Below are 19,903 nucleotides of genomic sequence, written 5' to 3'. Positions count from 1 at the left end.
TGGGGAGGTGCTGGCGCCTGTTGAGGCCCACGCCCATGTGAATCGAATTGCACACGGCATTGATAGCTACTCAATAGGGTCACGGCCAAGAAACAGCAATTGCCAGCCTATTCGGTTAGCAGCCAAAGAACGCTTAAGCCAGGCGCCTAAATACAATTTCCCAGTGTGTGATGTTTGATCAGTTCAAGGCTTGACGAAATAGGGACAGCAGGATTAATATATAGACCAGTTGTTATAATTAAGGAGGAACGCATGAGTACACGTGAAAAATTGATTGTCACTGCCGCAACGTTGTTTCAACGTCAAGGCGTGCGGGCAACCGGATTGGCTGAAATTTTAAAGGTCAGTGGCACGCCTAAAGGGTCACTTTATTATTATTTTCCCAAAGGCAAAACAGAGTTGATCGCGGCTGCCATTGATTATGCCGGCACAAATATTAAAAATCACGTTCAGGCTGCTTTAGCCAGTGAGGTCGATCCCGCTAAGGCCATTGAACGCTTATTTAGTGAAATTGCTGCGCATATTTCAGAAACAGGCCATTTGGATAATGTTTCCATTAGTTTAGTTGCATTAGAAACCACAGATGAGCCTAGTCTACAACAAGCTTGCACCCGACTGTTTACGGAACTGGAGGCCATGTATACAGCAAAATTGGAAGCCAGTGGTATCGCTAGTGAGGCGGCAGCAGCATTAGGACAGCTGATTCAAGCTGCTACTGAAGGTTCTTGTACCATTGTAGCGACGAAAGGCCAGCCGGAACAATTGCTGGTCACCGCCCGTTTATTGCAACAATTGATTCGCGCGCAATTACCAGCCTAGTGTCCGAAAACGAACCGCCTTAATTCATAACAACGACATTAAATAAGGATGGTTCAATGTTATGCAAGCAACACAAACAAAAGAAATGCCCCAGGCGCGGGTTAAAATCGCCCATCCCAATTTGGCCATTTTAGGGTTAATGATCGGTTCATTTGTTGGGATGTTTTCAGAAACGGCCTTAAACATTGCGTTACCAAGCTTAATGACCGCGTTGCATGTGACTCAGGGCACCGTACAATGGTTGGTCACAGGTTACATGTTAGTCATTGGAATCTGCATGCCGTTATCAAGTTTGATCACAAAATGGTTTACGACAAAGCGGATCGTTTTATTTGCATTAGGTGCTTTTATGTTAGGGGCCTTGATCTCGGCTTTAGCCAGTGCTTTTCCCATGGTATTACTCGGCCGAATGATGCAAGGCATCGGAACTGGTGTAGTGTTGCCATTGATGTTTTCAGTGGCATTACAAATTTTTCCATCTTATAAATTAGGGACGATCATGGGGTTAGCATCTTTGGTGATCATGGTTGCACCAGCTGTGGGGCCCACCATAACGGGTCTGATTCTGGCTAAATTGACGTGGCATTATATTTTCGGATTATTTGTGCCTGTTTTGGTGCTTGCTTTTGTGTTAACCGAAATTGGGTTGGATAATATTTATCCGCAAACGAAAACACCTGTGGATTGGTTGTCAATTGTGACATCGACCATCGGCTTTGCTGGGATCGTGATGGGGGCGTCAATGGCCAGTGACCTCGGCTGGCTATCTTGGCAAGTACTGGTTGCGTTGTTGATCGGGATCATTGCGCTGGTTGTTTATGCACGGCGCCAATTACAGTTGCCGCAACCGATGCTTAATTTAAAAATCTTTAAAACCAAGCAATTTACGGTGGGCACGTTATTAGTCATGTTAGATTTTGGTATTATTTTAGCCAGCATGTACTTGTTACCCATGTACTTACAGCGGGTGCTAGGATTACCAGTGGCGTTAACCGGGATCGTGATGCTGCCTGGTGGTGTGATGAATGCTGTTGTGTCTGCGATTGCTGGTCGCTTATACGATAGCCACGGTGCGAAGTGGTTGGCGCGTGGCGGTTTTTTGATTGCCGGTATCGGTGCGTTGTGCTTATTCTTTAGCAATGCGCACAGTTCCATTGCCTGGTTGATCTTCGGTCATGTGGTGTTAATGATCGGCGCGCCGTTAGCCATGTCGCCTGTTCAAACTTACGGCTTAAGTAGTTTGAAAGGTGCCACCAGCGCAGATGGCAGTGCGGTGATGAATACGTTGCAACAAGTTGTCGGCGCTGTTTCGACGGCGATTGCAACCAGTTTGATTGCCATGGGCAGCGCGCGTCAAGTCGGCGTGGCTGGGCTAACCAGCGGAACTCACGCCGGTTTTATGTTCGTCTTGATTTTAGTGGTGATTGCTTTGATCATCACGTCGCAAATTAAAAACGTTCAGCAGCACGCTGCTGAACCACATTAGTTCGTAGAAGGGTGTTCTGCGTCTAACAAAATACAAGAGGCTGAGCCATAATTACTTATTTTGGTTTGCACACCGCACCCGGCCGATTTTAAATTTATCTGAAAAAGGAACAAAATCGGCCTCTAACGTGCGCCATAATGCAGATTCCGACCTTTAACAACAAAGTAGCTCCAGACTCAAAAACCAGAGTCCGGAGCTACTTTTCGTTAATACTCGGAACCTAAACGCATTATGGCCCACCCATTTTTTAAGGTTTGCTGGCGACCGCTTGAAGTCGTTGATAATCGGCGATCCAAGTGCCATTTTGCCACAATTCAGAGACGTTGGTCGCTAATTGAGCTAAAACGGCAGTTTGTTGCGCCGCAGTTAAGTGCGCTAGGTCAGGTGCAAAAAATTGCCGGGCCCAGTTGGCTAAGCCAGCTTCACCAGCAGCCAGCGGGGTTGGTCGTTTAAACGTTACCAAATGTTTCACGTGAAAACCAGCCTGAGTCAGCGCTTGACCAAACGTATCTGTGGTGGGGAAATTAAAGCGTTGTTGGTGAGTACCACCAACTTGGGCCAGTGCTTGGGCAAAGCCGGTTTCAATGGTTTGAATATTACCAGCGCCACCAAACTCACAAATTAATTGGCCGCCAGGTTTCAAAGCCTGGAAGATATGGGCCAATAAGGTGGGATGATCGGGAATCCAATGAAAAACGGCATTGGAGAAAATAAGATCATATTGTGGCGTAGGCGCTAAGGTTAACCCATTGCCAACTTGAAACTTTAGTTGCGGATAGTGCTGGCGAGCCTTGGCAATCATGTCAATAGAGGCATCCATGCCGGTTACTTGACCGTAGTCTTGGAGCTCAGCGGTTAAAGTGCCCGTGCCGCAGCCTAAATCTAAAATTGTTTGTTGTGGTGCTTGCGGTAAAAAATGCAGTAAGTTTTCGCCATATTTGGCGACAAAATTGTGTTTTTGATCGTATAATTGCGTGTTCCAGTGCATGTAACCACTTCTCTCATCGATGTTGGCATCTATACTAGCACAAAATAAAAAAGCCAGCAGCACTGACTTTTTTAAAAATCAGCCCAATTTTCTAAATCATGGGCTAAAGTTGCATTTGAGACGTTAACCGTACTATCGGCTAATAATTCGGCCAAAGCGCTACGATCCCAAATTTGGTAGTGGCGCGCTTGAGCGGCTTCAATGGCGTGAGGCGTGGCCATTTGATTAGTGACCAATATCCCTTGCCCAACGGCTGGTGCTGCCTGTTGCAAGCAGGCATTCACATCTTGCGCACTAAAAGGGCTGTTCGAAATATCGCAGTAAAAGGTGTAGGTCAGATTTTTGTGGGTGGCCTGCAGTTGGACTGCCGGTATTACCACCAAATGCGCATACCCCAGTTTGGTTAGCAGTAATTTAAAGTAGTTGGTAAAATTTGTCGCGGACAATTGATCGACTTTTTGTAACTCATAAGTGACAAAGTCGGTTTGATCCGCATTTAACTTTTGGGGCTGTGCCGGTTGTCGTTGATGGAACAACCCTAAAAACCAGGCACGAATGTTTTTAGGAAAAATAAAGTAAGCCATGACCAACGCCACGACCCCGGCGGCTAAATTGTCACTTAATGGACCAGAATCAAAGGGCGCGGTGAGGCCAACCATTAAGAAAATCGTCCCAACGATGATCCGCCCAGCATGTGTTTTGTTTTTTTTCATAAGTCCTCCAAGAAATGTTAATGCGCTAATACTATACCTAAAAACCACTGGTTATGAAGGACATAACGGGTTATTTAAAGAAAACGCAATAATTACAATTGTTGGGCCAGTTGACTGCGACTAAAATCGCCGGAATGTTGTAGAAATTGCTTGCCAAATTCGTCGATCAAGCCGTGAAATTCTTGGGCATCTTGGAATGTAAAATTTGCAGGTAGCTGGATCTGTTGTTGCAAACCAGCATAAGTTTGGGTGTTGGCATAGCCAAGTTGCTGGAAAAGCAAGCGGGCATAATGATCGGCAATAAAGGCGGGTTGATCGAAAATGAAGACTAAAAACACATCTGCGGTTTCCTGTCCAACCCCGCGTAACGTTAATAATTCTGACCGAAGCGCCGTGCCAAAGTGGGTTGCAATGTGGGCGTAATCCCAGTGATACTGTGCAAACCAAGTGGCCACGGTGCGAATGGCAATGGCCTTGTTGTGGTAAAAGCCGCTTGGTCGAATGAGTTCAGTCAGTTGGGCTTGATCTAACGCCAGCAAAGTATCTGCTTGAAATGCAGTTGCCGCTTTGAGATTTTGCAAGGAACGGGCCACGTTCCGCCAATTGGTGTTTTGGACCAACAAGGCTCCTAACATAATTTCCAGCTTGGAATCCGCTGGCCACCAGCCGGAAGGGCCAATTTCTTGGGTTAGCGCACGATAAAGCTGGGTAATGCTAAGCATGTTGGCGGGCTTCCATATCTAAGAGGTCTTGTTTAAAAGCAGCGCCAGCTCGATATTGACCAGTGGTATGGTCGCTACGAACGATGCGATGGCACGGAATCACGATCAAGAGTGGGTTTTTCGCCACGGCTGTGGCCACGGCACGAACAGCTGTGGGATGGCCCACTAAAACAGCCAGTTCCTGATAAGTACGGGTTTCACCGTAAGGAATGGTCAACAAGGCTTGCCAGACCTGTTGCTGCAACGCAGTACCACTTTGCCAATCAAATGCTGGCAGTTGTGCTGGGCGTTGGCCACTTAAGTAGGCGGTTAAATAATCGGCGGCTGCTGCAAAGCGATATTGACTCGGCACTAATGTGGCGTCCGTAATGAAGTCGTGAATCTCATCAATGTCACCGTTAGGACTGCCGACAAAGCTTAAACCTTTTGCGGTACCAGCGAGAAAATATTGTTGTTGGTTAAATTCATATTTTTCAAAGTAAAGGGTTGTCATCCGCTCACCTGGTTTCATAAGATATGAAGGATTGGTCGACCTTCACAGCTAAGCATAGCCGAAAAAGTTTAAAAAACCTAGCCACAATGCCTTTAAAATTCCGTAAAGAAAAAAGCACGCTTGACCTTAAAAAGAAGCCGGTCAAGCGTGCTTAAAGTTAATGTGATAAATCAGGCAACCGGCGCTGGATTACGCGATAGGCAAGGCCCACCACAGTTAAACTAACCAAGCGATCCAAATAGTCGGTGCCGACTTGGATCAGCAAAACAGCGGCAGTTTTGCTTAAACCAGTGCCGAGTAATAATTGAACCAGTAAGCTAGAACCTGATGATGTGATCCCACCGAAAAACTGTACGGTGATCAACGTCGATAATAGGGTGCCCGGTAAGGCAATGACAAGGGCTAACCACCAGTTGTGGCTGAGCTTGCTAGGGGATAAGCGCCGGAAGGCTAATCCGGCTAGTAACCCTAAGACCAATTGAATCGGTAAGAAAAAAAGGGAATAGAGGTCGGTGGTTACGCCAACGAACAAGCCAGTTAAGCCCCCAACGGCCATCCCAGCAAGCGGGCCAAACATCGCGGCGGCCAGCAGGGTGCCCATTGAATCCAAATAGATCGGCAGTTTCAATAATAACGCCAAGTTACTGCCCACCACATTCAGGGCAATGCACAAAGCCGAAACCGTTAAAATGCGGATTTTAATTCGGTTCATGCGCCCACCTCCAATAACTGATGCAAGGTGGTGCTGAGATCAGGGTCAGTGGCTTTTAGCACTCGGGTCAAAAAGAGTCGCCAAAAAGCGAGCACGTCAACTTGGGTTAAAATGTGGCTGTTGGCCTGTTGATGCCAAAAATCATGGTCGTCAACAATGGCTTGACCACGGGCAACGCCAGTGGTGGCAACCGTGGTGTAGCTGTCAAAGCCGCTTAACAAAGTCGGGTCGATCAAAAAGGCCATGGCCAAGGGATCATTAATGACGCAGCCGATCACCCGTTCATATTGCCAATGAAAATCAAAGTAAAATTGCGTGATCTGTGCAATAAAGTCACCGAGTACCGGATTCACGCGTTTCATGTAGCTTAAAAGACTAGGCGTCAACACGATTTGGCGGGTCACATCTAAGCCCACCATTTCCAATGGCACCGGGGTGTTTTCCAGCACAATTTTAGCCGCATCCGGATCGCACCAAAAATTGTATTCTGCCACTGGGGAGCAATTACCATGGGACTTGTACGACCCACCCATGGCGACAAAGCGGTTGACTTGCGCAAATAATTCTGGTGCCACTTGCAACCGTGCGGCCAAGTTGGTTAACGGACCTAAAGCTAAAACCGTGGTGTCAGGTTGTGCCATCAGCGTTTTTCGTAAAAAGCCAACAGCATCATCATGTACCGCCACTGTTGTAACAGCCGGTAATTGGCTATTGCCTAAGCCGTCGTCACCATGCGTATCTTGGGCGCTGGTGTAGGGTACTTGCAACGGTTGCGCCGCGCCAACATAAACTGGCACATCTAACCGATCTGTCAGCTTGAGGATCTTGAGCACATTTTCAGCCCCTAATGTTGCTGGGACATTGCCACTGACGGTGGTGATTCCCAATACGTCCCATTCAGGTGAATTTAGCGCTAACAACAGTGCTAGACTGTCATCAATACCAGGATCACAGTCGATGATCAAAGGTTTTTTTGCATTCATTTTCCTACCTCCTTAGCGAAGTTCTTGGTTTTTTATCCTGGGAAGTTTCCGAACCAGTCCAAGGCAAGCCTTGATTTGATAAATGCAATGGCTTCAGTATACTATCTTTGTGACGCACACTTCAACCAAGATTTTGTTACTCAGTGAGCATTTTAATAGGCAAGACCGCTGGTTTAGAACCAGGTTCAGTATATATGAAAATATTTTTAATATAATAATGCTATTCTAGCTAAAAAACTTTTTTGTTTTATTGGAAAAGTAGGTGTAAGTACCGCTAGATCAAGCTTTTAAAAATTTAGCTTTACGAAAGCGCTTCCAGCTGATAAAATTTATTCGTGAGTATTTTTGACATTCCCTTATTGTTCACTCATTGACAGAAAGTAGGAGAATCTATGCATTATACTTTATTCACTCGCGTGATGGCGGAATTTTTTGGTACCGCTTTCTTACTCATTTTAGGGAACGGCTCAGTTGCGAATGTGGAACTGAAAGGCACCAAAGGTACAAAAGGTGGCTGGATCTTGATTGGGATCGGCTACGGTTGTGGGGTGTTGATTCCGGCCATGATGATCGGACATGTTTCAGGGAACCACATTAACCCGGCTTTCACCATTGGGCTGGCGCTAAATGGCATGTTCCCTTGGAATGAAGTTGTGCCATATGTTGTGGCACAGTTTGCCGGTGCCATTGTGGGGCAGCTGGTTGTGGTTTGGTGTTACAAACCTTACTATGATAAGACCACTGATCCAGAAGCTATTTTAGGGACTTTCTCAACCATTGATGCCGTTCATTCTAATAAAGATGGGATGATCAACGAATTCTTTGGGAGCTTCATTCTTTTCTTCGGTGCCCTTTGCATGACTGGGAACATTGCCTTTGAATCCAATATCGGGTTGGCCAACTTCTGTGTCGGGATCTTAGTCGGAACATTAGTGGTTTCCTTAGGGGGCGCCACTGGACCTGCTTTAAACCCGGCCCGTGATTTAGGGCCACGTTTGTTACACGCATTATTGCCATTGAAGCATAAAGGATCTTCTCAATGGGACTATTCATGGGTACCCGTTTTAGCCCCGATCCTAGGCGCTACAGCCGCTGTTTTTGCTTACAAGCAACTCTTCGTTTAATGTTGCATGCCACTTTACAATCAGGGAAAGTCAATTCAGGATCATACATAATCCTAAACCAAGCGACTGCGCACTGCAGTCGCTTTTTTGCTGCAAGTGTTTTAATAAAACACCAGTTGCTGACAGTGCTATGATGAAACTAAAACTGGGAAGAAGGGCAAGTCATGCGACAAATTCAATTTGGCACCGAACAAGTTTCAGCTTTAGGCCTAGGCACTTGGCATTTAGGTGAAGGCAATCAACAGCAAACAGAACAAGAATTAGCGGCGTTAAAACTGGGGTTACAAGGTGGCATCAATGTGATCGACACCGCCGAAATGTACGGCGAAGGCCGGGCAGAAATCTTGGTTGGCCGGGCCTTACGTGACGTCCAACGGGACAATGTTTTCTTGATTTCCAAGTTTTATCCCCATCACGCCACGCCTGCTTTAATGAAGAAAAGCTTAACCGCCAGTTTAAAGCGTTTAGGCACTGATTATTTAGACTTGTATTTGCTACATTGGCGGGGCAATACCCCACTGCAGGAAACGGTGACAGGCTTGGAACAACTTCAGCAAGCCGGTTACATTCGCCATTGGGGCGTGTCCAATTTTGACTTAGTGGATTTGCAAGAATTGTGGACCACTGAAAATGGCCGCCATTGCTTTGCCAACGAAGACTTGTACAATTTAGGCAGCCGTGGCGTGGAATTTTCAGTGTTGCCTTGGCAACAACAGCGCCAAATCGCATTTATTGGCTATGCGCCGTTTGGGTCCGAGCATGGCGATTTCTTCCAGGTGAAACCAGCTTTAAAAGCTTTAGCAGCGGCTAAAGGGGTTAGCGTGCAACAAGTGATGTTGGCGTGGACCTTACAACAAGGCTACCTCACGATTCCCAAAGCAGGCCAACCAGCACACATGCAAGCCAACTTAGCCGCGTTACAGCTGACGTTAAGTGCAGCTGAGATTCACCAATTAGAACAAGACTATCCAGCCCCAACGCGCAAGCAAGGCTTGGATGTTATTTAGATAAAGGTTGTGTCGTCGTGTTTCATTTAGTTGATTTTAAACAACGGTTTTATTTTTTGTTAATTGCGCTATTTTTATTAGGCGCTGGCAATGCGCTGGCAATCGCAACGCATTTAGGCAGTGCGGTTTGGACTGGGACCACTGTGAATTTAGCCCACGTGTTTCATGCCCAGTTAGGCAATACTTTGTTTGTCTTTGGCATTGCGGTCACAGTGCTTAATCAGTTACTACTAGGCCATTTTGACCGGCGTCGTTTGATCTCAAATATTTTGTTCACGCTGCCGTTTAGCTATTTAGTCGCAGCATTTACCGTGTTTTGGCAATGGCTCGGGGTGGGGCAGCTGAACTTACCTGTGCGCCTGATTTTGGATACTTTGGGCATTGTGATCGTTGGCACAGGCGGGTCTATTTACCAGCGCGCAAACTTGATTTTGCACCCAACTGATGATCTGGCCTACATTATCCGCTTTAAATATTTAAACGGTTCAGCGACCTTTGGACAGTGGGCCAGCTACATCCCACCATTGTTATTATTGGTATTTTGCGGATTCTGGCTCAAAAGACTTGATGCGATTGGTTATGGGACCGTGGTGGCCTTATTGGTACAGGGATCTATCGTGGCTTGGGCGGATCATCATATTTTCACCAGCCTGAAACAACATGTGGACGTAGTCGCCCATCGTTGAAAAACATTCATGAAATTTTCGGCTTTAAAATTTATTTACAAAAAGTTTTTTTGTTCATCAGTTACTTTGTTTTTCATTTTTAACCGTTCCCAGTGCTACCGTATACCATTTGTAATTTAATCGAAGAAATTTAAATGTTTGGCGTATATGCGTCTTTAATCACAAACTATACCAATTTAAAAAACATTATGATTTTGGTTGTCTTAAATGAGGAAAGCGCTTATAATGAACTCACATCTTATGAAGGAGGAATTTTACCAATGGCCTATCAAACAATTTATCCCTACACAAATGAGGTTCTTAAGTCATACAACAATGCAACCGATGCTGAGTTAGAAGAAGTTCTGACAACTAGCGCAGCATTATACCACCAATGGCGGCAGGAACCCGCCGCAACACGTAAACCGATCTTGCACAAAATCGCTTCAGCATTACGCGAACACAAAGCAGAATTGGCGAAGATCATGACCCAGGATATGGGCAAACTCATTGGTGAATCTGAAGGCGAGGTCGACCTATGTGCCGATATTGCCGACTATTATGCCGACCAAGCTGAAAACTTTCTACAGCCAGTGCCGTTAGACACTGCTGCCGGTAAAGCTTACTATGTGAAGCAAGCCACTGGTGTTTTAGTCGCCGTTGAACCTTGGAATTTCCCACTGTACCAGATCGTGCGGGTTTTTGCCCCAAACTTTATGGTGGGGAATCCCATGATTTTAAAGGATGCTTCCATTTGCCCAACGTCCGCCAAAGCTTTTGCGGATCTAGTCCTCGAAGCCGGCGCACCTGCTGGCAGCTTGACCAACTTGTTTATTAGCTATGACCAAGTTGAAAAAGCCATTGCCGACCCACGTGTAAGTGGGGTTGCTTTGACAGGCTCTGAACGCGGCGGTAGTTCCGTTGCGGCAGCGGCTGGGAAGTATTTAAAGAAGTCTACCATGGAACTTGGCGGCAATGATGCCTTTGTGATTTTAGACGATGCAGACTGGGATCTGGTTAAAGAAATCACCCCACAAGCACGCCTTTATAACGCTGGTCAAGTTTGCACATCATCCAAGCGCTTTATTGTTTTGGAACAAGATTACGATAAATTTATCGTAATCTTGAAAGAAGCCTTTGCCGCTGTTAAGCCGGGTGACCCATTGGACCCAGCCACAACCTTAGCCCCACTATCATCTGCTAAGGCCAAGGTCAAAGTGCAATCGCAAATCGACCAAGCCATTGCTGGTGGCGCAACGCTGGTTTATGGTAATGAAACCGTTGACTTACCAGGCCAGTTTATCCAACCGACGATCTTAACGGATATTAAGAAGGATAACCCTGCTTATAACACTGAGATCTTTGGCCCAGTCGCGCAAGTTTACAAAGTTGCTAATGAAGCAGAAGCCATTGCTTTGGCTAATGACTCTAGCTATGGTTTAGGCAGCTCTGTGATCTCAAGCAACCCAGAACACGCACAAAAAGTGGCTGAACAAATCGAAGCGGGGATGACGTTTGTCAATGCTTACTGGATGAGTTTGCCAGAATTGCCATTTGGCGGTGTGAAGAATTCCGGTTATGGCCGTGAATTAAGTGCATTGGGCTTTAATGCCTTTGTCAATGAGCATTTAGTGATCAACGCAGCTGAAAAATAATTGATTTTTTGCAGGAGAGGTCAACGTGACCTCTTCTTTTTTTACATAAATTGATTATTTTATACAGCATAAATGTATAAAATAGACTATTTTTAATTATTTTTGGCTTTATATTGCATAAAAATATTTTTACATGTATAATACCCCTAATAATAAAAAAGAGCGGGTGTTAAAATGAAATCGAAATTCATGAAATGGTTGATGTTGACCATATTACTGTTTGCGCCATTTGTCGGTTGGTCCGCGTTAACCACAACGTCAACGCAGGCCGCTACGGTAACAGATAGCCACTTAAAGAAAATTAAAAAGCAAGGCTATATTACGGTGGGGTTGTCGGCAGACTACCCGCCTTACGAATTTCACCAAACCATTAAAGGGAAAGATGAGATCGTTGGGTTTGATATTAGCCTAGCCAAAAAGATCGCCAAGGATATGGGCGTGGAGCTGAAGGTCAATGAAATGGGCTTTGATGCCTTATTAGGTGCTTTGAAAACCGGCAAGATCGATATGATCATTTCGGGGATGTCGGAAACACCTGAACGGGCCAAGCAAGTGACGTTCTCCAAGCCTTACTTGTACGTTAAACAAGTGGTACTTGCGAAAAAGGAAGATGCCAGCAAGTTCAAAACGTCTGCTGATTACAACGGCGTAGCAGTGGGGGCACAAAAGCAAACCACTCAAGAAGAACTAGCCCAAAAAGAATTGTTTGGTGCGAAAGTCACTTCTTTGCAAAAAACCACCGATTTAGTGTTAGACCTGCAAAACAATAAATTAAAAGCCGTTGTGATGGAAAAACCAGTGGCAGATGCTTATGTCCAAAAGAACAAAGATTTTACGATCACGAAAACCACATTTGCGAATTCGACTAAGCCAACAGCAGTGGCCTTACCAAAAGATGCGCCGGCTTTAACGGCACAGATCAACAAGACCATTACCACAGTGAACAAAAAACATTTAATGACGCAATATAAGCAAGAAGCCAATGCGTTGATGTTTCAAAAGCAAGGCTTCTTTCAACAGTATGGCAGTTACTTTGTTAAGGGGACCTTGTATACGGTAGCGATTGCCATTGTAGGGGTTTTCTTCGGGGTGATCCTCGGGACACTGTTAGCCTTTATGAAACGTGGTAAAAACCTATTGCTGAAGTCCATTGCCATTGTTTATATCGAGTTCATTCGGGGGACACCGTTACTGATCCAAGTATTTATCGCGTTCTTCGGGGCCCAAATGTTAGGCCTAGGGTTGTCAGCCTTGGTTTCAAGTATGATTGCCGTGTCGCTGAACTCTGGGGCTTATGTGGCTGAAATTATTCGTTCTGGGATCGGCTCGGTGAAGCCAGGCCAGCTGGAAGCTGCGCGTTCCTTAGGGCTCAGTCAAACCAGCAGCATGCGTTACGTGGTCTTACCGCAAGCCATTAAAAACATTTTGCCAGCGCTAGGCAATGAATTTATCACGGTATTGAAAGACTCCTCAGTGGTATCAGTGATCGGGGTCGGCGAATTGATGTTTGAAACCGGCGTGGTGCAAGGCGCTAGCTTCAAGCCATTTTCACCATTGATGTTTGCGTCATTGATCTACTTCGTATTGACTTTCGGGATTTCACGGTTGTTGGCCGTATTCGAACATCGGTTAGCAAAATCAAATTAAGTCAATAAAAAACAACTTCCAATTGCGGAAGTTGTCCAGAATGGAGACAAACGCCATTTCTCAATTGAGAAATGTGAGTTTGTCTCTTTTTTGAGTTAAGTCATCCGTGGTAAAACAGGTTCGCCAAAGTAATAGCCTTGCGCATAGCGGACGCCAATTTGTTTTAAAGTGCTTAGATCAGCGTCCGTTTCAACGCCTTCTACAATAAACATGAGATGGTGGTCATCCGCGACTTGTTTCCAAAACTTGATCAAGGTTAAGCCTTCCGTGCGGCGTTGGGCATCATCTAGCCGTTGGACCGAAAATTTCAAATAATCTAAGTAAGGGAGCAATGGGGCGACTTGCTCGTAAGCGTTGATGGTGCCGACGCTATCCATGGTGAGTTTGATGTGCCCAGCGTGATAGATCTGGCTCATCCGTTGCATGGTGGTCAGATCGGGCGCGTGGGTGATTTCTAATACCAAACGTTCGCCGGCATCCGTTTGATTTTGAAAGCGCAACTGGCGGTTAAACTGAATCAGTTCGGTGGCCACTGCTTCATTCCGAAATTGTTGTGGCGTTAAATTAAGCGCCACCGATTTAATGGTGGAATGTGCAATGGTGCGCCGCATCAGCGCAATCTGGTCACTAACGGCCATGTTAAAGTCCAGCGGTCGTAGCCATTTACCACGCTCAGGGTAATACACCCGCATTAACAGCTCATTGCGAATCGATTGATCTTTTTCAAAATCCAAAACAGCCTGGGTGAAAAACGCATAGGTGGCAACCAACGAATTGTGGCGCATGCTATAGTGTGAGGTGCCTTCAATCGTGATGGCATCGCGGCCTTCGTGTTTTGATTGGTAAAGATAACGGTCGGCCCGTTTATATAAGGCGCGGACCTGGGTGTCCGTGGGGCGCAGTTGGGTCATCCCCACTGAAATTGTAAAATTAATGGGTTGGTCATCATAAGTAAACGTGGTGTTACGGATCTTTTGCCAAAACTCAGCAATCAATGGGCGACTATCGGTAACGCTTTGCCCAGCTAAAATAACGTTGAATTCCTCGCCGCCAGTTCGGTAGAGCACGTGTTGAAAGCCGGCCGTTGCTAACTGCTGTTGCAGCGCAGCTGTGAAATCTGTCAAGATTTGATCGCCAGCAAGGTGGCCGTAAGTGTCATTGATATTTTTAAAATAATCAATATCTAACATGACCAGTGTGAGGGGTTGTTGGCGCTGTTGGGCAGTTCCAAAAGCAGCTTGGAGTTCTTGTTCAAAGGCGCCGTAGTTTTTCGCACCGGTCAGGGGGTCAAGTGCCACGTTAGCCACCAGTTTACGGTGTTGCACGAAAAACCAGTAGCTCATGGTTGCGCCTGTCATGATCACAAACATCAGCCAGGCTGCCACAGCCCCTTGCCAATGAGGACGCAAGCACCAAAAAATGGTGCCAAAGAGCAATGTTACCAGGGCTTCCACAAATAAGCGTTGCCGTGGGGATAGGTGGATCAGACGTATCCCCCATAAACCACCTAGGAGCAGGATCAACGTCAGTGTGGCAACCAGGGAATTTGGTGTGTGGTAGCGTAACCAGATGCCTAGCAATCCCAATGCTTGACAGCCGTAGCCCCAATTGGTCGACCGAGTATCGAATAACGGTAAGGTTAAAACGAAAAGGCCGGCGTTAGCGTAAAGGGTTGTCGTTAGGGTGAGTGATGCCGCAACGTGCATCAAGCCAAGGCCTAAACTTAAGGTAAAGCCTAGCCGCAAGCCAGTTGTGATATTAACGGACCATGTTCGTCGCCCGATATACTGATAAACTTGAATGAATCCAAGAATTAAAAGAAAGGCTAGGACCAACTGCATGGCCCAGGTGAATAAAGGGAGCGTGTGGATCTGCATCATTTGATCAGCTCATTTCATGAATTAAAAACGACTTATATGGGTTATGATAGGCCATGCGAACGCAATAAGCAAAGATAGAAATATTCAAAAGAATATGTTGCGCTAAAAAATATTTTTGTTATACTATGGTTAAGGCATGTTTTTATATTGGACTTCCAGATAGATAGACGAAATCGCAATTATTTCGTCTATTTTATTTTGCGTGGCGTTACAAATTCACCTACAATAAAAGGAGAAAGAGGTGGCGCGATGCTTGAAATGCGTTTGTTACAATATTTTTGGACGGTGGCTGATGCAGGAACCGTTTCAGCAGCAGCTCAGCGGCTACATGTAACCCAGCCGACGATCAGTCGGCAATTAAAAGAACTCGAACAGCAACTGGGGGCGCCACTGTTTGAACGGCGGCATCAACGTTTGATCTTAACGGAAGCTGGGTTATTTTTAAAAAGTCGCGCTGAAGAAATTTTAGCGTTGACCCAGCAAACGCAACAGAGCTTTGTTGATCGTCAACAAACCGTGATGCGTGGGACGATTCATATCGGGTGTGTGGAAGCGGACAATTCGGATACCATGGCGATGTTGCTGGAAGAGCTGACGCAAGACTATCCAGAAGTGACGTTTTCAATTTACACCGGCGATGGTGCGCTGATCGGAGAACGGCTGGATAAAGGCCTATTAGATGTGGCGATTATGATTGAACCGATCGATACGGCAAAATATTTTACGTTGCAACTCCCGCGCGTTGAAAAATGGGGACTGCTGACGGCCACCAGCTCATTTTTAGCCCAGCAGCCGGTGATCCGACCAGCAGATCTAAGTGGTATCCCGCTGATGCTTTCGCCACGACCAGAAGTACAGGCCATGTTACAACAGTGGCAAGGTGAAAATCCACCGCCGCAAATCGTAGGGCACTACAATTTGATGTTTAACTCACTGGCCTTAATTGAACGCCAAGTGGCCAGCGCCTTGGCCATTGAAGGCGTCACCCACAACCTGGACCCTGATGTGTTGCGCTTTGTACCGTTGGCGCCAGCCGTGACCACCCATTGTGTCCTGGTTTGGCGCAAAAATCGGGTGTTGACGCCGCTGGTTTCCGATTATATCCAGCGGTTTAAAACCGCATTTGAACATTAATACCAAGCTTACGCAAAATAAGCTTGGTATTTTTTTATGCTTTTTAGGCATGATCAGATACGATTTAGGTATTTTTCGTATCAGTTTCAGCGCGTTACACTAAGCTTGCTTAGCAAGAAGAAAGGACTTGATGAAACTGACGATTCAACATAAAACGATTGTGATCACAGGCGCTTCCAGTGGGATCGGCGCCGCTACGGCACAGCTATTGGCACAAAACGGCGCCAATGTCGTACTCGGTGCGCGCCGTGCCGACAAATTAGCCGCGCTTACGGCAACGATCCAACAAGCAGGTGGGCAGGCAGCCTATCGCGTCACAGATGTGCGGCATTTAGCAGAGGTACAGGCTTTAGTCGCGCTGGCCCAGGCAGAATTTGGTGGCGTCGATGTGATCTTTAATAATGCGGGCATTATGCCAAGTGCGCCGATCAGCGCTTTACATTTACAAGAATGGGATGACATGATCGACATTAATTTGAAAGGGGTATTGAATGGGGTCGCCGCGGTAATGCCGATTTTCACCGCTCAAAAAGCAGGACAGATCATTACCACGTCATCTGTGGCTGGCTTGAAATCATTTCCTGGTGCTGGGGTTTATGGTGCTACAAAATTTGCAGTTCGAAATTTAATGGAAGTGATCCGTCAAGAAAGTGCCACCGAAGGCACCAATATCCGCACGACGACGGTGTATCCAGCTGCAATCAATACGGAATTACTGCAAACCATTACTGACGAGGCCACGCTAAAAGGGATGACACAACTTTACCAAGCAGTGGGCATTTCCCCTGAGGCCATTGCCCGAGTGGTGAACTTTGCAGTCGATCAGCCAGCAGATATGAGCGTCAGCGACATGACCGTTTATCCGACAAAACAAGCATAGAAAGGTGATCTATGATGACAAGTATTTTTCCAAAAGGGCCGAAAAATGAGACTTACCAACAATTTTTTGTTGGGCAAAGTTATTTACAAAACTTAGTGGCTGACCCAGAAGTCAATATTGGCGTTGGACAAGTGACGTTTGAACCGGGGTGTCGTAATAATTGGCACATTCATCATCAAGGGTATCAGATCTTGTTAGTGACAGCTGGTGAAGGCTGGTACCAAGAAGCTGGGCAACCAGCACGCCACTTAAAGCCCGGCGACGTGGTTGTGACCCATGATGGTGTCAAACATTGGCACGGTGCAACGAAGGATAGTTGGTTTAGCCATGTGGCAATCACAACTGGAACGCCTGAATGGCTAGAACCAGTTAGCGATGAACAGTATCAAGCACTGGAGGATTAAAATGGTGAAAAAACAAACAGCAGGTCGCCAACAATTAGGTGACCTGGCCCCACAATTTGCCGCCTTAAACGATGATGTGCTTTTTGGGGAAGTGTGGGCTAAAACAGATGAATTATCGGCACGCGATCGGAGCTTGATCACATGTGCCGCCTTAATAGCCCAAGGGTTATTTCCGCAACTAAAAGCACATTTGAAAATGGCGCAGGCCAACGGTGTGACGCAAACGGAAATCGTCGCTTTAGTGACCCAGCTGGCTTTTTACACGGGTTGGCCGAAAGCTTGGTCTGCCTTTGACTTGGTCAAGCAAACTTATGGCCAGGCCTAAAGCGGCAGTTGTCTATTTTTCAAGGCCCGGCGAAAATTTGTATGGTGGCACCTGCCAATTTCTAAATCAAGGCAATACCCTGTTGGTGGCTCGTCAAATTGCAGTGGCCTTGCAACGACCGTTAGTGGCGCTTCAACCGGTCAGGGCCTATGAAACGGCCTACAAAACGGTTTTACAACGCACACAACAGGAATTACAGCAACAACAATTACCGGCATTAAAGCCGTTACCGCAATCCTTAGGTCAAGTGACCCAACTCTACTTAGGCTTTCCAGTATGGTGGGGGCATTTACCACGGCCAGTGGTGACCTTTTTAAAACAGCAGTATGCTTTGCAAGTGACACTAACCCCATTTTGTACGCATGAAGGCAGTCACTTTGGCAGCACGATCAGCGAGCTTAAACAACTGGTACCAGCCGCTGAGCTGCAACCAGGACTGGCCATTCGTGGCACCAACGCTTGGTGCGCGCAACGTGCTATTCAACATTGGCTCAAAAAATAAGCCACCCCTATCAGGGAGTGGCTTATTGGTGTGGGTGGTTAAGCCACACAGGAACATGATTACGCGATTTGACAATGTCATTATAACATGAATGAATACAAAATTTAATCAAAAGTTATTTTGTTCGTTGTTAAGGCTATTTCGACGTTGTTTCTAGGGCGTTTAATTGTAAAACAGCCTGCGTATAAGCTTGCTGTTCAGTGGCAAATAAGTGACGTAATTGGCCTGGATCAGCTGTATAAGCAGCCAGTGCGTCTAAATAGTCAGTGTGTCGGTCGCTTGAAATGAAAAATGGCATTTGACCACAACGACATAGTTCTTTGAAAAGCAATAAACGGCCAATGCGGCCACTACCATCGCTAAAGGGATGGATCACTTCAAATCGCTTATGAAAGGCTGCGAAATCGGCCAAGTCTGTATACTGATGCCGGTTCCATTCACAGAACAGGTGGATCGTTTGGTCAGGCGCCTCGGCTGCCGATGTCGAAAGTTGTTGACCGGTAAGCATTTTGGCCTCGCGTTTGAAGCCTCCAACATTATAGCGGGGATCCCAGTCTTGGCTCGTGCCACCTTTTAAAATCTGATGTAAGTCAAAAATATATTGTTTTGACAATGGATCATCAATCGTATTCAAAATCTGGTCAAAGGCACGAAAATGATTTGCTGTTTCCAATGCGTCATCGAATTTGATACTGGTTGTGGTGGTGAGCCGGCCAGTTTCAAAAAGTTCTTGGGTTTGGTCCTGTGTAAGTTGTGTCCCTTCCAGGTGATTACTATTGTACGAAAATAGAATCTGAGTCCAATAATATAAACTTCCAGGTGTCTGGGCATCACGTTGCTGAATAAGCTCACTGACAAGTTTGATCATTGTATTTCCTCCTCAAAGCCATCTACTAATAGCGTCAGAAATTTTAAATTTGAGTTGAATGAATATGCCTTAGCCATTAGTCAGATAGAAGTATTATTTTCTTCCTGGGCGCAGGCTGATCAAGTGGTTAGCTTGCCAGTACCAACACATTAAACAGGAACCATCTTAAGTATTAAACAATTTAAAAACAGCGTCAATCTAAATAAAGTTTGTTAGTGCTAAAAAACAATCAGATATGAGTTCTTTTAATAGATTTTATTTTGAAAATAGTTATGCAAATCTTGCTAATAAGGGAATTTACTGAAATCGATTACATTATTGCTGAAATGGTTAAAAAAAGTTAGGGTAAACCTGTAGATCACAGAGGCCGAATTAAATTTGAACTATATTATAGTAGAAACAGCTCAGGGTTTGTGTCGAAAAGCAAATTGATCGCATAAAATTTGTGGGAAATAGGCACTATAAGCGAACAATTGGCTCTCATTACATCATTTTGTTCATAAAATGACTGAGTGGGAATGACTAATTAGTCGAAAAAATGATTATTATGCAATTGTAATCTTAAGAAGCCGAAGATTGATGCTGATTTTAAACCTGAAAATGAATCTGAAATGGTAGTTGACGAATGCTGTAATTGCTGATAAGATAGTCTCTGTTGTCAAAAAGACGCACCAACACAGCTTGATTCATTCAAATGTGTTTCAAAAAGTCCTTGACGACAACAAATCATTTTGATAAGATATAAAAGTTGTCAATTGAACGAAACAAATTAATAACTGCATAAACATTCATTAATTTAAAAAAGTTCTTGACAAGGATATAGCTTATCTGATACACTTGAAAAGCTGTTTATCAGCTTTGGTAGACCTTTGAAAACTGAACAAAGTTTCGACGAA

General features: G+C 45.5%; 20 protein-coding genes and 1 riboswitch. Of the genes, 12 read left to right on the top strand and 8 right to left on the bottom strand.

Annotated elements, in window-relative coordinates; all coding sequences use genetic code 11:
* Positions 1–252 precede the first annotated feature (252 nt).
* Positions 253–819: a TetR/AcrR family transcriptional regulator gene (locus FC07_RS13355; RefSeq protein ID WP_057905588.1), complete on the top strand. Its 567-nt coding sequence runs from the start codon at positions 253–255 to the stop codon at positions 817–819.
* 61 nt (positions 820–880) lie between these two features.
* Positions 881–2,305 (top strand): DHA2 family efflux MFS transporter permease subunit, encoded by a 1,425-nt coding sequence (locus FC07_RS13350; protein ID WP_057905587.1) that lies wholly within the window; start codon positions 881–883, stop codon positions 2,303–2,305.
* A 247-nt stretch (positions 2,306–2,552) separates the two neighbouring features.
* Here the strand turns inward: FC07_RS13350 and FC07_RS13345 are convergent, their stop codons facing one another.
* The 6 genes from FC07_RS13345 to FC07_RS13320 form a co-directional block, all read right to left on the bottom strand.
* Entirely contained in the window at positions 2,553–3,293 is a 741-nt protein-coding gene (locus FC07_RS13345; protein ID WP_057905586.1) for a class I SAM-dependent methyltransferase, read from the bottom strand.
* 71 nt (positions 3,294–3,364) lie between these two features.
* Complete coding sequence (locus FC07_RS13340; RefSeq protein ID WP_057905585.1) at positions 3,365–4,006, bottom strand: arginine repressor; 642 nt, start codon at positions 4,004–4,006, stop codon at positions 3,365–3,367.
* 92 nt (positions 4,007–4,098) lie between these two features.
* The gene (locus tag FC07_RS13335) at positions 4,099–4,728 is read right to left on the bottom strand and encodes an endonuclease III domain-containing protein (protein WP_057905584.1); all 630 of its coding nucleotides are present in this window, start codon (positions 4,726–4,728) and stop codon (positions 4,099–4,101) included.
* Positions 4,721–5,221, bottom strand: coding sequence for a methylated-DNA--[protein]-cysteine S-methyltransferase (locus FC07_RS13330; RefSeq protein ID WP_057905611.1), 501 nt, complete (start codon positions 5,219–5,221; stop codon positions 4,721–4,723). The genes FC07_RS13335 and FC07_RS13330 overlap by 8 nt, the downstream gene beginning before the upstream one ends.
* A 157-nt stretch (positions 5,222–5,378) precedes the next feature.
* Positions 5,379–5,933: an ECF transporter S component gene (locus FC07_RS13325; RefSeq protein WP_057905583.1), complete on the bottom strand. Its 555-nt coding sequence runs from the start codon at positions 5,931–5,933 to the stop codon at positions 5,379–5,381.
* Positions 5,930–6,916: a nucleoside hydrolase gene (locus tag FC07_RS13320; protein ID WP_057905582.1), complete on the bottom strand. Its 987-nt coding sequence runs from the start codon at positions 6,914–6,916 to the stop codon at positions 5,930–5,932. The genes FC07_RS13325 and FC07_RS13320 overlap by 4 nt, the downstream gene beginning before the upstream one ends.
* A gap of 18 nt (positions 6,917–6,934) precedes the next feature.
* Positions 6,935–6,979: riboswitch (PreQ1 riboswitch) on the bottom strand.
* A 329-nt stretch (positions 6,980–7,308) separates the two neighbouring features.
* Here FC07_RS13320 and FC07_RS13315 point away from each other — a divergent pair.
* The 5 genes from FC07_RS13315 (at position 7,309) to FC07_RS13295 (ending at position 13,014) form a co-directional block, all read left to right on the top strand.
* Positions 7,309–8,040 (top strand): MIP/aquaporin family protein, encoded by a 732-nt coding sequence (locus FC07_RS13315; RefSeq protein ID WP_057905581.1) that lies wholly within the window; start codon positions 7,309–7,311, stop codon positions 8,038–8,040.
* Between the two features lie 164 nt (positions 8,041–8,204).
* Positions 8,205–9,047 carry an aldo/keto reductase gene (locus FC07_RS13310; protein WP_057905580.1) on the top strand — a complete coding sequence of 281 codons (843 nt, stop codon included), beginning with the start codon at positions 8,205–8,207 and terminating at the stop codon, positions 9,045–9,047.
* Positions 9,048–9,064: 17 nt separating this feature from the next.
* Positions 9,065–9,733, top strand: coding sequence for a DUF6198 family protein (locus tag FC07_RS13305; RefSeq protein WP_057905579.1), 669 nt, complete (start codon positions 9,065–9,067; stop codon positions 9,731–9,733).
* Positions 9,734–9,993: 260 nt separating this feature from the next.
* Positions 9,994–11,367 carry an NAD-dependent succinate-semialdehyde dehydrogenase gene (locus tag FC07_RS13300; protein WP_057905610.1) on the top strand — a complete coding sequence of 458 codons (1,374 nt, stop codon included), beginning with the start codon at positions 9,994–9,996 and terminating at the stop codon, positions 11,365–11,367.
* A gap of 174 nt (positions 11,368–11,541) precedes the next feature.
* On the top strand, positions 11,542–13,014 hold the full coding sequence (locus tag FC07_RS13295) for an ABC transporter substrate-binding protein/permease (protein WP_057905578.1): 1,473 nt from the start codon (positions 11,542–11,544) through the stop codon (positions 13,012–13,014).
* A 95-nt stretch (positions 13,015–13,109) separates the two neighbouring features.
* On the opposite strand, the gene FC07_RS13290 is transcribed toward FC07_RS13295, so the two are convergent.
* Positions 13,110–14,894: a GGDEF domain-containing protein gene (locus FC07_RS13290; RefSeq protein WP_057905577.1), complete on the bottom strand. Its 1,785-nt coding sequence runs from the start codon at positions 14,892–14,894 to the stop codon at positions 13,110–13,112.
* A gap of 249 nt (positions 14,895–15,143) precedes the next feature.
* On the opposite strand from FC07_RS13290, the gene FC07_RS13285 reads away from it, so the two are divergent.
* The 5 genes from FC07_RS13285 (at position 15,144) to FC07_RS13265 (ending at position 18,139) form a co-directional block, all read left to right on the top strand.
* On the top strand, positions 15,144–16,028 hold the full coding sequence (locus FC07_RS13285) for a LysR family transcriptional regulator (protein WP_057905576.1): 885 nt from the start codon (positions 15,144–15,146) through the stop codon (positions 16,026–16,028).
* 130 nt (positions 16,029–16,158) lie between these two features.
* A complete protein-coding gene (locus FC07_RS13280; protein ID WP_162255884.1) occupies positions 16,159–16,908 on the top strand; it encodes an SDR family oxidoreductase in 750 nt (249 codons plus the stop codon).
* Between the two features lie 11 nt (positions 16,909–16,919).
* Entirely contained in the window at positions 16,920–17,312 is a 393-nt protein-coding gene (locus FC07_RS13275; RefSeq protein WP_057905575.1) for a cupin domain-containing protein, read from the top strand.
* A gap of 1 nt (position 17,313) precedes the next feature.
* Positions 17,314–17,637, top strand: coding sequence for a carboxymuconolactone decarboxylase family protein (locus FC07_RS13270; RefSeq protein ID WP_057905574.1), 324 nt, complete (start codon positions 17,314–17,316; stop codon positions 17,635–17,637).
* Entirely contained in the window at positions 17,624–18,139 is a 516-nt protein-coding gene (locus FC07_RS13265; RefSeq protein WP_057905573.1) for a flavodoxin, read from the top strand. The genes FC07_RS13270 and FC07_RS13265 overlap by 14 nt, the downstream gene beginning before the upstream one ends.
* A 136-nt stretch (positions 18,140–18,275) precedes the next feature.
* Here the strand turns inward: FC07_RS13265 and FC07_RS13260 are convergent, their stop codons facing one another.
* Positions 18,276–19,007: a Fic family protein gene (locus FC07_RS13260; protein ID WP_057905572.1), complete on the bottom strand. Its 732-nt coding sequence runs from the start codon at positions 19,005–19,007 to the stop codon at positions 18,276–18,278.
* Positions 19,008–19,903: the final 896 nt, after the last annotated feature.

The sequence above is a fragment of the Loigolactobacillus bifermentans DSM 20003 genome (assembly GCF_001434575.1).
Classification (GTDB): Bacteria; Bacillota; Bacilli; order Lactobacillales; family Lactobacillaceae; genus Loigolactobacillus; species Loigolactobacillus bifermentans.
This window is presented reverse-complemented; position numbering and strand designations above follow the sequence as displayed.

Bases quoted from the DNA above. Each gene is read 5' to 3' on its own strand.
- FC07_RS13355 (WP_057905588.1), top strand. From the start codon at position 253: ATGAGTACACGTGAAAAATTGATTGTCACTGCCGCAACGTTGTTTCAA.
- FC07_RS13350 (WP_057905587.1), top strand. From the start codon at position 881: ATGCAAGCAACACAAACAAAAGAAATGCCCCAGGCGCGGGTTAAAATC.
- FC07_RS13345 (WP_057905586.1), bottom strand. From the start codon at position 3,293: ATGCACTGGAACACGCAATTATACGATCAAAAACACAATTTTGTCGCC.
- FC07_RS13340 (WP_057905585.1), bottom strand. From the start codon at position 4,006: ATGAAAAAAAACAAAACACATGCTGGGCGGATCATCGTTGGGACGATT.
- FC07_RS13335 (WP_057905584.1), bottom strand. From the start codon at position 4,728: ATGCTTAGCATTACCCAGCTTTATCGTGCGCTAACCCAAGAAATTGGC.
- FC07_RS13330 (WP_057905611.1), bottom strand. From the start codon at position 5,221: ATGACAACCCTTTACTTTGAAAAATATGAATTTAACCAACAACAATAT.
- FC07_RS13325 (WP_057905583.1), bottom strand. From the start codon at position 5,933: ATGAACCGAATTAAAATCCGCATTTTAACGGTTTCGGCTTTGTGCATT.
- FC07_RS13320 (WP_057905582.1), bottom strand. From the start codon at position 6,916: ATGAATGCAAAAAAACCTTTGATCATCGACTGTGATCCTGGTATTGAT.
- FC07_RS13315 (WP_057905581.1), top strand. From the start codon at position 7,309: ATGCATTATACTTTATTCACTCGCGTGATGGCGGAATTTTTTGGTACC.
- FC07_RS13310 (WP_057905580.1), top strand. From the start codon at position 8,205: ATGCGACAAATTCAATTTGGCACCGAACAAGTTTCAGCTTTAGGCCTA.
- FC07_RS13300 (WP_057905610.1), top strand. From the start codon at position 9,994: ATGGCCTATCAAACAATTTATCCCTACACAAATGAGGTTCTTAAGTCA.
- FC07_RS13295 (WP_057905578.1), top strand. From the start codon at position 11,542: ATGAAATCGAAATTCATGAAATGGTTGATGTTGACCATATTACTGTTT.
- FC07_RS13290 (WP_057905577.1), bottom strand. From the start codon at position 14,894: ATGATGCAGATCCACACGCTCCCTTTATTCACCTGGGCCATGCAGTTG.
- FC07_RS13285 (WP_057905576.1), top strand. From the start codon at position 15,144: ATGCTTGAAATGCGTTTGTTACAATATTTTTGGACGGTGGCTGATGCA.
- FC07_RS13280 (WP_162255884.1), top strand. From the start codon at position 16,159: ATGAAACTGACGATTCAACATAAAACGATTGTGATCACAGGCGCTTCC.
- FC07_RS13275 (WP_057905575.1), top strand. From the start codon at position 16,920: ATGATGACAAGTATTTTTCCAAAAGGGCCGAAAAATGAGACTTACCAA.
- FC07_RS13270 (WP_057905574.1), top strand. From the start codon at position 17,314: ATGGTGAAAAAACAAACAGCAGGTCGCCAACAATTAGGTGACCTGGCC.
- FC07_RS13265 (WP_057905573.1), top strand. From the start codon at position 17,624: ATGGCCAGGCCTAAAGCGGCAGTTGTCTATTTTTCAAGGCCCGGCGAA.
- FC07_RS13260 (WP_057905572.1), bottom strand. From the start codon at position 19,007: ATGATCAAACTTGTCAGTGAGCTTATTCAGCAACGTGATGCCCAGACA.